Genomic DNA, 12,895 nt, shown 5'->3' on the forward strand with positions numbered 1-12,895 from the left:
CATTCCCTGGGGTCCTGACCCTAGCGCCTTTGCCCGCCGCCTTCCAAGCCGTCGCATTTGACTCTTTGGTGCAAGGGGCGCAGCCTCACGCCGCTTCGATGCCGAGTCGTCCCGCGACGGACGCTGGCGCGATATCGACACCGGGGACCGGGCGAAGAGAGCCGATGTGGCTCCCTGCCGGGGTTGGAGGACCAGACAATGCCGAGAACTTGGAAAACGGCCATATTGGCCGGCCTGTCGTCGTGCGCACTTGCCACGGCGGCATCGGCCCAGAATTACCCGTTCACCGCGGGCGACTATACCGAGGTGTCGATGATCGACGTCGCCGACGGCGGCGGGATGCAATATGCGACCTTCCTCGCCGATCAATGGCGCAAATCGCAGGAATTCGCCAAGGCACAGGGATGGATCACCGGCTACGCCGTTTTCAGCAACTATAATTCGCGCCCCGGCGAACCCGACCTTTATCTGTCGGTGACCTTTGCAAGCCTGCCCGATGGCGCGGAAGACGAGCGGCGCAATCAGGCCTATCGCGATTTCATGAAGCGCACCGACGCCCAGATGTCGGCCGAATCGGGCGATCGCACGAAATATCGCACCGTCATGGGCAGTTTCCTGCTGCGCGAACTCAAGTTCAAATAGCCATCGGCGGCGCCGGGCCGTTCGGGCCCGGCGCCCCCATCGGGCGTCACAATCCCAATACCTGCGGCATGGTGTAACGTCCGGGTTTCTGATGGATCAGCCACAGCGCCGCTTTCACCGCGCCGCGCGCGAAGATCATGCGGTTTTCGGCGCGGTGCGACAGGGTGATCATCTCCTCGGGGCCGGCAAATATCACGTCATGGTCGCCCGCGACGGTCCCGCCGCGAAGGCTGGCGAAACCGATCTTGCCGTGGCCGCGCGCGCCTGTCAGCCCGTCGCGACCGCGCTCGGAACAGGTCGCAAGGCTGATCCCGCGCCCCTCGGCGGCGGCTTCGCCCAGCAACAGCGCGGTTCCGCTCGGCGCATCAACCTTGTTCCGGTGGTGCATCTCGACAATCTCGATGTCATATTCGGGGTCGAGCCGCGCCGCCGCCTCGCGCACCAGATGCGCGAGCAATGTGACGCCAAGCGACGTGTTGCCCGTCTGGAGCACGGCGACGTCGCGTGCGGCGTCATCGATCAGATAGTGGTGGCGTTCCTCCAGCCCCGTCGTTCCGATGACGATGGGTTTTCCGGCCGCGACGCAGGCGTCGAGCGTCGCCTCCAGCGCGGCGGGCGAGGAAAAATCGACGAGCACGTCGGCGCTTGCGGCGAGCCTGGCGACATTGCCGCCCTTGTCGACGCCGCAACTGCGCTGCCCCGCCTCGGAGATCGCCGCGGCGAGCGCGACGCCCATGCGTCCCTGGCTGCCGATGATGCCGATGCTGGTCATGTCCGCTCCCCTTGCTTGCACTCCTCCTTAGCCGCTCGCCTCGCGCAAAGTCGAGATGCCCGTCCGGCGGGAGCCTCCACGCATGTCTCGACTTCGCGCAGCGCGAGCGGATAGAAAGGGCGCATGAGCCCCATCCGGAATATCGTCATCCTGACCGGCGCCGGCGTTTCGGCCGAAAGCGGCATCGACACCTTTCGCGACGCGGGCGGCCTTTGGGAACAGCACCGCGTCGAAGATGTCGCCACCCCCGAAGGTTTTGCGCGCGACCCCGACCTCGTGCTGCGCTTTTACGACATGCGGCGTGCGGCGATCCAGACGAAACAGCCCAATGCCGCGCACCGGGCGCTGGCGCGGCTCGATGCCGAATGGGCGGGCGAGCTGCTGATCGTGACCCAGAATGTCGACGATCTGCACGAGCGCGCGGGCGCGCAGCGGCTCATCCACATGCACGGCACCCATCTGAACGCCTGGTGCACCGGCTGCGATACGCGCAGCCCGTGGACCGCGCCGCTGCTCGACAGACCGCCCTGTCCGGCGTGCGGCGCCGTCGGCCATCTGCGCCCCGATGTCGTCTGGTTCGGCGAGATGCCCTACCGGATGGAGGAGATTTATCATGCGATCAATCGCGCCGACCTGTTCGTGTCGATCGGGACGTCGGGCGCGGTCTATCCCGCCGCGGGTTTCGTGCGCGAAGCGCGTGCGGCGGGGGCGCGTACGCTGGAGCTCAACATGGAGCCCAGCCAGGGCAGCCACTGGTTCGACGAAGCCCGCCACGGCCCCGCGACCTGGCTGGTGCCCGAATGGGTCGAGGAGATGCTCGGCTAGGATCAGGACCCGTTAGAGCGGCGTGCTGCGAAAAATGCGCGGAGCAGCCCCGCCGCTTCGCTTTCGCCGATCCCGTCGTAAATCTCCGGCCGATGATGCACCGTTGGTTGCGCGAACAGGCGTGGGCCGTGAACAACCGCCCCGCCTTTCGGATCGTCGGCACCGTAATAGAGCCGCGCGATGCGCGCGTGCGCGATCGCGCCGGCGCACATCGCGCAGGGTTCGAGCGTGACATAGAGGTCGCAGCCGTCGAGCCGCTCATTGCCCAGCTTTGCCGCCGCCATGCGCATCGCGACGATTTCGGCATGCGCGGTGGGATCGTGCGATTCGCGCGGGCGGTTGTGACCTTCGGCGATCACGGCGCCATCCTTGACGATCACCGCGCCGACGGGCACTTCGCCCCAGTCGGCGGCAATGCGGGCGAGATCGAGCGCGCGGCGCATCGGTTCGGGGAGCGGGAATGGCGCCATGGTTTCCCCGCTAATCCCTTGACGAATCCCCTGCAAGCCGATAAGCGCGCGCCTTTCCCGGCCCAACCGGTCCCTGCGGCGCTTCTGGCGCCGACCGGCGCGCCGCCCAGATTTTGTGAGGACGAGAACGATGTCGCGCATTTGCGAATTGACCGGCAAGGGCCGCCAGATTGGCCACAATGTCAGCCACGCCAACAACAAGACCAAGCGGACCTTCCTGCCCAATTTGCAGAATGTGACGCTGCTGTCGGACGCGCTCGGCAAGAGCGTGAAGTTGCGCGTGTCGACGCACGGCCTGCGGTCGGTCGAGCACAACGGCGGCCTCGACAACTGGCTCATGAAGACCGGCGACGATCAGCTGTCGGCGAACGCGCGCAAGCTGAAGAAGGAAGTCGCGAAGAAGCTGGCCGAAAAGGCCGCCTGACGCGCCACTCGCACCCGCCAGCGCAAAGGGGCCGCCGGTTTACCGCGCGGCCTTTTTGCTGCCCGGCGCCCGCTTTGGCGGCAGGTCGACAAGCTCGAACTGGAGCAGCAGGCTGCGCTGCCAGACGTTGAAATTATCGTCGGAGACGAGCCAGAGCCACGTGCGGTCGCGCTTGACCGATACCGCCGCACCCTCGTAATTTTCGGCCAGCGGTCGCGGCACGCGCCCGATCGTCCGCGAGCGCACAACGCCGTCGCGGACGATGTCGGCAGGGTCGAGGACGGAAACGATCGTCGTGAACAGGGGGTCGAAGCCGAGCCGCCGGTGAACGAGCAGAATGCGCCCGTCAGGTAGCGGCGCGGCGTCGCTCACCAGCCCGCGCCCGTCCGCATCATAAAAGAAGCGCAGCGGCGCCGGACCCGGAACCGCGGGATCGCTCGCATAAAGCAGCGCCTCGCGCCCGCGCGGGTCATCGTCGGCGTCTTCGGAGAAAAGGATGGTCCGGCCGTCGGCAAGCCGGACCATGGCCTCGGGCCCGCGGTTCGTCGGCCAGCGCGGCGGCGGCAGCCGACGTCGCGATTCGATCCGCCCAAGCCCGACATCGAGCCGCCAGACCTGGTTGATCCCCTCCAGCGCGAGCCAGACGGCGCCGCCCTTTGGGTCGACGGCCAGCGCCTCGACATCGGCCATCGTCTTGCGCGCCGGGCGACCGTCGCTCGTGGGAAGCGCGCCGATCCGCGTCGACAACACTGCGCCGCGCGTGTCGAACGTCAGGCGTGTCCAATGGCCATTGTCGCCAACCAGCAGGAAGCGGCCCGGCCCTGTGTGCGCCAGCGCCGAGAAACCGCCGAAGCGACTGTTCGGACTGTCGAGGCGCCAGCCGCGCACGAAGCGCATCGGCGCCGAGGTGTCGCCAGCGAAGCGAAGCGGACGCGCCTCGGCCCGTTGCGACAGGTCGACGTCGGCAAAGCGCACCGTCGCGCAGGGCACCGGGCCGAGGGTCAGAAAGATCAGGGCAGCGGCAATCAGACGGCGCATGGGGGGCCTAGGGTCAGGACCTGTTAATTTCCCGTTCGGGGTTTGAAGCGATTTGCTCGGGGCGAGGAGGGAAGGCGCAGGAATATGGATATATTTCAAGACTTTTCGGCGCTGCCATGGGCAAATCGGTCAAACCCCGAACGGGGAATTAACGGACCCTGACCCTAGGGCGCCGCGCCATGAAAGAAAAGCCTTTCGCACCGCCGAAGCTGAACGCCAGCCGACCGCCACGTTCAGGCTTCGCTCAATGCGAATCGCGCACAACCGCCTTCATCGGCCACTGCCCCGACGGGCCAGACGCGAAAGCAGGAGTATAACGATGAACAAGATGGTGACCCTCTCGATCGCCGCCCTGATGTCCACCGCGACGCTGGGCGTGGCGACGCCGGCCGCGGCGCAGAACGGCTATTACGACCGCGATGGCTATTCGACCTATTACAGCGGCTACGACCGCGACGACCGGCGCTATGACCGCCGCGACTATCGCCGCGACTATCGCGACGACCGGCGCCATGACCGGCGCTATTATCGGGGCGACCGCCGCCATTATCGCCAGTGCGACAGGGGCACCGGCGGCACGATCATCGGCGCGATCGCGGGCGGCCTTGCCGGTCACGAAATCGCCGGCCGCGGCGACAAGACCGTCGGGACGATCATCGGCGGTGCCGTCGGCGCGCTCGCGGGCCGCGCGATAGACAAGGGGAATGACGGCTGCCGTTAAGCGGCAGTCCCGACCTCCAGTAATTTCTCCCCCTCCTTTGCCCGTCCGGCCCCTGCCGGGCGGGCTTTCCTTGTTCGTGGGCCCGGCGGCGCAGGGTGCTTGCCATCGGCCCGGCGCGCGCCTAGGTTTGCCGCCAAGTGCACGCCCGCGGTCCTGCGGGCGCGTGAGCAGAACAGGTTACAATTGCCATGCGGCAAATGGCAGCGCCATCAGAGCGACCGCCGCGGCCCGGGTCGGCGGCAAAAGGACGGAACAAGGCGAGCGCCCCCCGGCGACCGATTCCGGTCGTTCGACCACGCAGCTATGCCGCAATCGACCTTGGCACCAACAATTGCCGCCTGCTCATTGCCCGGCCGCAGGATGGCGAGCTGGTCGTCATCGACGCCTTTTCACGCATCGTGCGGCTTGGCGAAGGGCTGCACAGCACCGGGCGAATCAGCGAGGCGGCGATGGATCGCACCGTCGCGGCGCTCGCCATCTGCGCCGACAAGCTGCGCCGCCGCCACGTCTCGCTGTCGCGCGCGGTTGCGACCGAAGCGTGCCGCCGCGCGAGCAACGGCGCCGAGCTGGCCGAACGCGTCCGGCGCGAAACGGGGATCGTTCTGGATATCATCTCCGCCGCCGAGGAGGCGCGACTGGCGGTGCTTGGCTGCCACAATCTGATGGAACCCGGCGACGGTCCCGCCCTGATCTTTGACATCGGCGGCGGCTCGACCGAGTTGATGCGCGTGGAAATGTCGGACCATGACGTCCAGATTCACGACTGGGTCAGCGTGCCGTGGGGCGTCGTGTCGCTGACCGAACATGCCCCGCTGCCCGACGACAGCCTGTCCGGGCGCCAGGCGGCCTATGCGCATATGCGCGACGTGACGCGGCAGGCCTTTGCCGCCTTTGCCGACCGCGCGGGGGCCTTTGCCGGTCAGCCGCTGCGCCTGCTCGGCACCAGCGGCACGGTGACGACGCTCGCCAGCGTGTTCCTGAACCTGCCGCGATACGACCGGCGCGCGGTCGATGGCCTGGTCGTGCCCAGCGACGCGATGCGCGCGATCAGCCGCCGCCTCGCCGACGCCAGCATCGCCGACCGCGCCGAAATCGCCTGCATCGGCCGCGAACGCGCCGATCTGGTCGTCGCGGGCTGCGCGATCCTCGAAAGCATCATCGACCTGTGGCCCGCCGCGCGCGTCGGCGTCGCCGATCGCGGAATCCGCGAGGGCATCCTGCGCACGCTGGCGATGCAGGGCCGCGACATTCCGGTCACGCGCCGCGAATATCGCAAATGAGCGGCAGCGGCGGCAAGGGCGGCGGCCGCGGCGGTCTGCACGTGCGGGTCAAGACCGCGAAAAGGCGCAGCGTGTCGTCGACGCGCTGGCTGCAGCGGCAACTCAACGACCCCTATGTCCGCCGCGCGCAGGCCGAAGGCTATCGTTCGCGCGCGGCCTACAAGCTGATTGAGCTCGACGAGAAGTTCGGCCTGCTCAAAAAATCGCGCGCCGTTGTCGATCTGGGGATTGCGCCCGGCGGCTGGTCGCAGGTCGTCCGCAAGGCGAACCCGCGCGCGCGCGTCGCCGGAATCGACCTCTTGCCGTGCGAACCGATCGAGGGCGTCGCGATCCTCGAAATGGATTTCATGGATGATGCGGCGCCCGATGCCCTGATCGCGGCGCTGGGCGGTGCGCCCGATCTCGTCATTTCGGACATGGCGGCGAACACCGTCGGCCATCCGCAGACCGATCATCTGCGCACCATCGGCCTTGCCGAAACCGCCGCCGATTTCGCGGTGCGAAACCTGCTGCCCGGTGGCGCCTTTGTCGCCAAGGTCTTCGCCGGCGGTGCCGACCGCGAACTGCTCACGCTGCTCAAGCGTCATTTCACGACGGTCAAACACGCCAAACCGCCCGCGAGCCGCAAGGGATCGCCCGAACTTTATGTGATCGCACAGGGTTTCAAGGGACGCGGTGATGCGGCATAACCCCCTGTAAACGGACAGTCGGTTCGGGCCGGGGAGACGGGATGATGATGAAATCCAGGCAATCGCTGGCGGCGGTGACGCTTGCCGCGTTGCTGCTGACGTCGTGCGGCGGCGGGGGCGATTCGAGTCTCGGCAGCGGCGGTCCGGTTACGGTCACGCCCACACCGTCGCCGACACCGGCGCCAACCGCCAATTGCGCGCTCGCCGCGCGGCAGAGCTTTGCCAAGGCGGTGATCGACGAGTGGTATCTGTTTCCCGGCGACGTCGCGGTCGGCGTCAATCCGGCGAGCTTCGGCGACGTCCAATCCTATATCGACGCGCTCGTCGCACCCGCGCGGGCGCTCAACAAGGATCGCTTCTTCACCTACATCACCTCGATCGCGGAGGAGAACGCCTTTTTCTCCAGCGGGTCGAGCGCCGGGTTCGGCGTGCGGCTGGTCTATGATGCCGCGAACCAGCGGTTGCTGATCGCCGAAGCCTATGAAAGCGCGCCCGCCTTTGCCGCGGGGATCGATCGCGGCACCGCGATCGTCGCGATCGGGACGACTGCGAGCAATTTGCGCAGTATCGCCGACATCGTCGCGGCCGAGGGCACCGCAGGCATCACCGCCGCGCTCGGCCCCAACGACCCCGGGATCACGCGGGTTTTGCGCATCGCCGACGCCGCCGGGACGCGCAACGTCACGGTGACCAAGGCCGATTACGCACTCGATCCGGTGTCCGATCGCTATGGCGCAAAAATCATCAGCGAGGGCGGCCGCAACTATGGCTATCTCAACCTGCGCACCTTCATCAGCTCGGCCGACGACCAGCTGCGCGCCGCCTTTGCCGATTTCCGCGCGCAGGGCGTCACCGACATCATCATCGATTTTCGTTACAATGGCGGCGGCCTCGTCTCGACCGCCAATCTGATGGGCGACCTGCTGGGAGCCGGGCGCAGCGGCCAGATTTTCTCGCAGACCATATTTCGCTCGAGCAAGTCGGCGGAGAATGACGAGCATCGCTTCGCGCCCCGCAGCGAATCGATCGCGCCGACGCGCATCGCCTTCATCGGCACGGGATCGACCGCATCGGCAAGCGAGTTGGTGATCAATTCGATGCTGCCCTATCTCGGCACCAGCATGACATTGGTGGGCAGCAACACCTTTGGCAAGCCCGTTGGCCAGATCGCGCTCGATCGCGCCGAATGCGACGACCGGATGCGTGTCGTCGCCTTTGCGACCGGCAATGCGGCGGGCCAGAGCGATTATTATGACGGGCTGGCGCCAAAAATCGCGAACAGCTGCGCCGCGGGCGATGATCTCAACATCCCGCTGGGCGACCCGCGCGAGGCGTCGATCCGCACCGCGATCGACTTCCTGGCGGGCAACGCCTGCCCGACGCGCATCGCCGAGGCGAGCGTGGGTGCGGCGTCGCGAAGCAGCGGCGCCCGGATGAGCGCCGAGCCCGAAATGCTCGTTCCCGACCGGCCGAGCGCGGCGCAGCGCGAACTCCCCGGTCTGTTCTGACGACGGCAATCGACGGGAGCAGCGCATGGCCGCGCTGATGCTGCAAGGCACCGGCTCCGACGTCGGCAAGTCGGTGCTCGTCGCCGGGCTGTGCCGGGCGCTTGCCAATCGCGGGCTCCGCGTGCGCCCGTTCAAGCCGCAGAATATGTCGAACAATGCCGCGGTCACGATCGACGGCGGCGAAATCGGTCGCGCGCAGGCGTTGCAGGCGCTCGCGTGCCGCACCCCGCCGCACAGCGACATGAACCCGGTGCTGTTGAAGCCGCAGGCCGACCGGACGTCGCAACTCATCGTCCACGGGCGCGTGCGCGGCACGCTGGGCAGCGGCAATTTTCGCGCAGGACGCGGCGCCCTGCTCCCCGACGTGCTCGAAAGCTATGGCCGGCTGCGCCGCCAGTGTGACATCGTCATTGTCGAAGGCGCGGGATCGCCCGCCGAAATCAACCTGCGCGCGGGCGATATCGCCAACATGGGCTTTGCCCGCGCCGCGCGCGTCCCGGTGGTTCTGGTCGGTGACATCGACCGCGGCGGGGTGATCGCGGCAATCGTCGGTACCCGGACCGTGATCGACGCAGAGGATGCGGCGATGATCAAGGGCTTTGTCATCAACAAGTTTCGCGGCGATCCGGCGCTGTTCGACGATGGCTATCGCGCGATTGCGGAGCGCAGCGGCTGGCCGGGGCTGGGGGTCGTTCCCTGGCTCGCGGCGGCGGCGCGTCTGCCAAGCGAGGATGCGGTGATCCTCGAACGCCGCGCCGATGCGCGCGAGGGCCGCCGGATCGTCGCCTGCCCGATCCTGCCGCGCATCGCCAATTTCGACGACCTCGACCCGCTGAAACAGGAACCCGGCGTCGAACTGCTGATGGTCCCGCCGGGGCAGCCGATCCCCGCGGAGGCAGCGATCATCGTCCTGCCGGGATCAAAAGCGACGATCGCCGACCTTGCCGCGCTCCGCCGCGAAGGCTGGGACATCGACATCAAGGCGCATCACCGCCGCGGCGGGCTGATCCTGGGCCTCTGCGGCGGCTATCAGATGCTGGGGACGCGCATCGCCGATCCGCTGGGGATCGAAGGGGCGGCATCGGAGGTGGAGGGGCTGGGCCTGCTCGACGTCACCACCGAACTGGCTCCCGCCAAGACGCTCCGCGAAGTGACCGGAACCGCATGGAACAGTCCGGTCGCGGGATATGAGATGCACATGGGCGCGACCGTCGGCACCGACACGGCGCGCCCCTTTGCGCGGATCGACGGCGGCGGGGGGGAAGGTGCGATCAACGCCGCGGGCAATGTGATCGGAACCTATATCCACGGCCTGCTCGCGTCGCCCGCCCTGCGCAGCGCGCTGCTGGCCAAGATCGGCGTCGCCGGGAACGGGCGCGACCATGGCGCCGATGTCGACGCCGCGCTCGACGACATCGCCGCCGAACTGGCAATCCATATCGACATCGGCGCGCTGCTGCGCATCGCCGCTCATCCGGTGTAGAGCGCGATGACATGATATTGACCCACCGTGACGGAGGCGATTTTGGCCGAGTGCGAGGCGCGAGGAGCGGCGCGATGCGGGACATCGCGCCCGACGAGCAACGTGGCAATCGGCCAGAATCGGCCCGCCCCGGAGGGGTTGCCTCCTGAAGCCCGCCGGACAGCGGCGCGTCTCTGGTCCGGGCAACCAGCCCGTCCTGCGAGACGCTTCTTGCCGACGAACTTCAGGGGGCAATCACGGTGGGTCAATATCATGTCATCGCGCTCTAGCTGGCGCCCGCGGCCCCGTGTTCGGGCAATGATGGTGAAGACGATGTTCACCATCGCCATGAAGCTTATCCTCATCCGGCTACGGCAAATGGGACGGCATGCGTCGTCATGCCCCATCCGCCCGCGCCGCGCGGTCCCTGCTGCCGCTGATCGCGGCCACCCTGGCGGTCGCGCCCGCAGCAGCGCAGGCGTCGACCAAGCTGGACAATGTCAAGGCGGCGGCACCGGCCAAGGTCGTCTGTGACGCGGTGGCCGCTTCCGCCGTGCCGCGCGCCCGCGACCTGTCGCAGCTGATCCTGGACGGCGCGCCGAGCGCGCTCGATCGCATCAGGATGCAGCAGCAAGGGATAAATCGGCCCGCAACGGTCAACACCATCCCCGATCGTCGCGCGCTCGAACCCGCAAGCCGTATGCCGCTTTCCTTCACGGCGTCGGCACCCGTCGACTGCCGCAATGCGCCGTCGCCGCCGGGCGTGACGGCCGAATGGGATGCCGGGTCCGAACTCGGCACGCGCGCCATTCCGGTCAAGCGGACGCGCTTCGACGATCGCTGGGACCGCGTGCACCGCGCCGCGCCCGCCGCGCTGATGCAGCGCCAGCTGCAGAGCGCCAATGCCCTGTCCGGGCTCAGCGAAACCGAGCTGCTGGCGCGCGTCAATCAATGGGTCAATCGCGAAATCGCCTATGTCGGGGACGATCGCAATTACCGCCGCCGTGATTTCTGGGCGACCGCTGACGAGACGCTCGCGCGCGGCAGCGGTGATTGCGAGGATTTTGCGATCCTGAAAATGCAGATGCTGCGCGCCGCCGGGATCGATGCCAACCGGATGAAGCTCGTTCTGCTGCGCGATCTCGCCGCCAACGCCGATCACGCCTTCCTGCTCGTCGATACGGGTGGCGGCAAGCTGGTGCTCGATAATGTGACCGACCGCCTCTATGACGGCGCCCGACCGCAAGCGGTGCGCCCCGTGCTGTCGTTCAGCGCCGACCGGCGGTGGGTCCACGCCTATCGCACCGCGGCGGAAACCCCGGCTGCAACCATCGTTCCGGGGGCGCGCAAGAGCATCACCCTTGCGCTCGCCGATCAGCGTTCGGTCAAGGCCGTCCCGCTGACCTTCAAAACGGGTTTGAGCAAATAGCTGAGCACCGATTTCTTGCCCGTCAGGATTTCGACATCGCATAGCATCCCAGGAGTGATCGGCAGGCGTCGGCCGTTCGATACGAGAAAGCTGTTCGTCGTTTCGACGACGACGGTGAAATAGGCTTCGCGCTCCACCTCGTCATAGATGCTGTCGGGCGACACGCGCACGACCTTGCCCTTCAGCCCGCCATAGATCGAAAAATCATAGGCGGTGACCTTGACGTTCGCCGGGTCGCCGACCTTGATGAAGGCGATGTCGCGCGGCGTGACGCGCGTTTCGATGAGCAATTTGTCGCCGAGCGGCACGATCTGCATGATCTGTTCGCCGGCATTGACGAAGCCGCCCAGCGTGTTGACGAGCAGATCGTTGACGACGCCGCGCGCCGGCGAGCGGATCTCCGAGCGCGCCAGCCGCCCCTCGGCGCCGCGGATCGTTTCTTCGTTGACCGCCATCTTGGTGGTGAGCTGGCTGCGTTCGTTGAGCGCTTCCTGCTGGAAGTCGAACCGCGCGCGCGATACCTCGGCACTCGCTTCGCGGATCGCCGCCTGCGAGCGCGACATCGCCTGGCGCGCGGCGGCGAGGCGGCCCTGAATATCGACGACCTCGCGCTGTGCGGTGAGCAGTTCGGTCTGCGGCACGACGCCGCGCGCCGCGAGCGGTTCGAGCATCGCCACCTGTTCGCGCGCGAGCCGCAGGCTGCTTTCGAGCGCGCTTGCCGTCGCCTGCGCTTCGCCCAGGTCGCGGCGGCGTTGTTCGACGCTGGCCGAGAGCGCGGCGAGCTGGCTTTGCAGCGCCGAACGCCGCACTTCGGCCAGCCGCGCTTCGTCGCCGCAACTGTCGCCCGTGCAGCCCGCACCGCTTCCCCCCTCGCCCGCGAGGCGCGCTGCGCGCTGCGCAAGGCGTTCGTTCTCGGTTTCGAGCTGCCCCAGTTCGGACTGCGACGTCGTATTGTCGAGCCGCACGAGCAATTGCCCCTTCTCCACCGTCTGGCCCGACCGGACGAGGATTTCACGGATCGTCGACGGTTCGGCCGACTGGATGATCTGCACCCGTGAAGAGGGGATGACGCGGCCCTGCCCGCGCGATATTTCGTCGACGCGCGCGATGCTCGCCCACAACAGAAACAGCACCAGGCCGACGGCGGCCGCCACCATGATCTGTTCGCTTCCGCGCAGGCGCTGCCAGAATGTGACGATTCGCCTGATCATTGTCCGGGCACACCATCGGTCGCGGGCGTCGCGCCTTGTCGGCTCGTCAGGCTGTCGAAGCGCGACGTGCTGCTGGTCGGATCGGGGATGCTCGGTACCCAGCCTTTGGTCACATCGACACGGCCGCCGACGTCATTGTCGGCGCGGCGATCGGTCGGATCGCGCGGCAGTGCGACTGCGGCGAGGGTGGCGGCGTCAGCGGGGGCATCGGCGGTCGCTGCGCCGCCCTGATAGAGCTGGCTGAAGGCGGGGATCCATTCGGCGCCGGCATAGGCATCCGAAAAGGCGCCCGGCTTGCCCCACGAACCCGGCCAGCGATAGAAGATATGCGCGCCGATCTGGTCGATCTTGGTGAGCTTCGGCGCCCAGCGCGGCAGGACATAATTGGCGTGATAATGGGTCGCCATGCCGACGCTCGCCTCGA

At 67.4% G+C, this 12,895-nt stretch carries 15 protein-coding genes; 9 read left to right on the forward strand and 6 right to left on the reverse strand.

What is annotated here, in order from left to right:
• Nucleotides 1-198 precede the first annotated feature (198 nt).
• Complete coding sequence (locus SALA_RS13975) at nt 199-642, forward strand: hypothetical protein (RefSeq protein ID WP_011543016.1); 444 nt, start codon at nt 199-201, stop codon at nt 640-642.
• 46 nt (nt 643-688) lie between these two features.
• On the opposite strand, the gene dapB is transcribed toward SALA_RS13975, so the two are convergent.
• Nucleotides 689-1,414 (reverse strand): 4-hydroxy-tetrahydrodipicolinate reductase, encoded by a 726-nt coding sequence (gene dapB, locus SALA_RS13980; protein WP_011543017.1) that lies wholly within the window; start codon nt 1,412-1,414, stop codon nt 689-691.
• A gap of 123 nt (nt 1,415-1,537) precedes the next feature.
• On the opposite strand from dapB, the gene SALA_RS13985 reads away from it, so the two are divergent.
• Entirely contained in the window at nt 1,538-2,239 is a 702-nt protein-coding gene (locus SALA_RS13985; protein WP_011543018.1) for an NAD-dependent deacylase, read from the forward strand.
• A 2-nt stretch (nt 2,240-2,241) separates the two neighbouring features.
• Here the strand turns inward: SALA_RS13985 and tadA are convergent, their stop codons facing one another.
• Nucleotides 2,242-2,709, reverse strand: coding sequence for a tRNA adenosine(34) deaminase TadA (gene tadA / locus SALA_RS13990; RefSeq protein ID WP_011543019.1), 468 nt, complete (start codon nt 2,707-2,709; stop codon nt 2,242-2,244).
• Nucleotides 2,710-2,839: 130 nt separating this feature from the next.
• Here tadA and rpmB point away from each other — a divergent pair, with 130 nt between their 5' ends.
• Entirely contained in the window at nt 2,840-3,133 is a 294-nt protein-coding gene (rpmB, locus tag SALA_RS13995; protein WP_011543020.1) for a 50S ribosomal protein L28, read from the forward strand.
• Between the two features lie 39 nt (nt 3,134-3,172).
• Here the strand turns inward: rpmB and SALA_RS14000 are convergent, their stop codons facing one another.
• Entirely contained in the window at nt 3,173-4,171 is a 999-nt protein-coding gene (locus SALA_RS14000) for an esterase-like activity of phytase family protein (protein ID WP_011543021.1), read from the reverse strand.
• A gap of 319 nt (nt 4,172-4,490) precedes the next feature.
• On the opposite strand from SALA_RS14000, the gene SALA_RS14005 reads away from it, so the two are divergent.
• The 5 genes from SALA_RS14005 to SALA_RS14025 all read left to right on the forward strand — a co-directional run bounded on the left by SALA_RS14005 (nt 4,491) and on the right by SALA_RS14025 (nt 9,852).
• The gene (locus tag SALA_RS14005) at nt 4,491-4,892 is read left to right on the forward strand and encodes a glycine zipper 2TM domain-containing protein (RefSeq protein ID WP_011543022.1); all 402 of its coding nucleotides are present in this window, start codon (nt 4,491-4,493) and stop codon (nt 4,890-4,892) included.
• A gap of 188 nt (nt 4,893-5,080) precedes the next feature.
• Entirely contained in the window at nt 5,081-6,172 is a 1,092-nt protein-coding gene (locus SALA_RS14010) for a Ppx/GppA phosphatase family protein (RefSeq protein WP_011543023.1), read from the forward strand.
• Entirely contained in the window at nt 6,169-6,861 is a 693-nt protein-coding gene (locus tag SALA_RS14015; RefSeq protein ID WP_011543024.1) for an RlmE family RNA methyltransferase, read from the forward strand. The genes SALA_RS14010 and SALA_RS14015 overlap by 4 nt, the downstream gene beginning before the upstream one ends.
• A gap of 41 nt (nt 6,862-6,902) precedes the next feature.
• Nucleotides 6,903-8,369 carry a S41 family peptidase gene (locus SALA_RS14020; RefSeq protein ID WP_011543025.1) on the forward strand — a complete coding sequence of 489 codons (1,467 nt, stop codon included), beginning with the start codon at nt 6,903-6,905 and terminating at the stop codon, nt 8,367-8,369.
• A gap of 25 nt (nt 8,370-8,394) precedes the next feature.
• On the forward strand, nt 8,395-9,852 hold the full coding sequence (locus SALA_RS14025) for a cobyric acid synthase (RefSeq protein ID WP_011543026.1): 1,458 nt from the start codon (nt 8,395-8,397) through the stop codon (nt 9,850-9,852).
• Here the strand turns inward: SALA_RS14025 and SALA_RS14030 are convergent.
• Nucleotides 9,840-10,106, reverse strand: coding sequence for a hypothetical protein (locus tag SALA_RS14030; RefSeq protein WP_011543027.1), 267 nt, complete (start codon nt 10,104-10,106; stop codon nt 9,840-9,842). The genes SALA_RS14025 and SALA_RS14030 overlap by 13 nt on opposite strands.
• Nucleotides 10,107-10,219: 113 nt before the next feature.
• Here SALA_RS14030 and SALA_RS16505 point away from each other — a divergent pair, with 113 nt between their 5' ends.
• Nucleotides 10,220-11,260, forward strand: a complete 1,041-nt coding sequence (locus SALA_RS16505) for a transglutaminase-like cysteine peptidase (protein WP_011543028.1) — start codon at nt 10,220-10,222, stop codon at nt 11,258-11,260.
• On the opposite strand, the gene SALA_RS14040 is transcribed toward SALA_RS16505, so the two are convergent.
• Together SALA_RS14040 and SALA_RS14045 are read right to left on the reverse strand one after the other, a co-directional pair.
• Nucleotides 11,206-12,471, reverse strand: coding sequence for an HlyD family type I secretion periplasmic adaptor subunit (locus tag SALA_RS14040; protein ID WP_011543029.1), 1,266 nt, complete (start codon nt 12,469-12,471; stop codon nt 11,206-11,208). The genes SALA_RS16505 and SALA_RS14040 overlap by 55 nt on opposite strands.
• A complete protein-coding gene (locus tag SALA_RS14045) occupies nt 12,468-12,878 on the reverse strand; it encodes a hypothetical protein (RefSeq protein WP_011543030.1) in 411 nt (136 codons plus the stop codon). The genes SALA_RS14040 and SALA_RS14045 overlap by 4 nt, the downstream gene beginning before the upstream one ends.
• Nucleotides 12,879-12,895: the final 17 nt, after the last annotated feature.

Origin of the sequence: Sphingopyxis alaskensis RB2256 (assembly GCF_000013985.1) — a bacterium.
GTDB classification, from domain to species: domain Bacteria; phylum Pseudomonadota; class Alphaproteobacteria; order Sphingomonadales; family Sphingomonadaceae; genus Sphingopyxis; species Sphingopyxis alaskensis.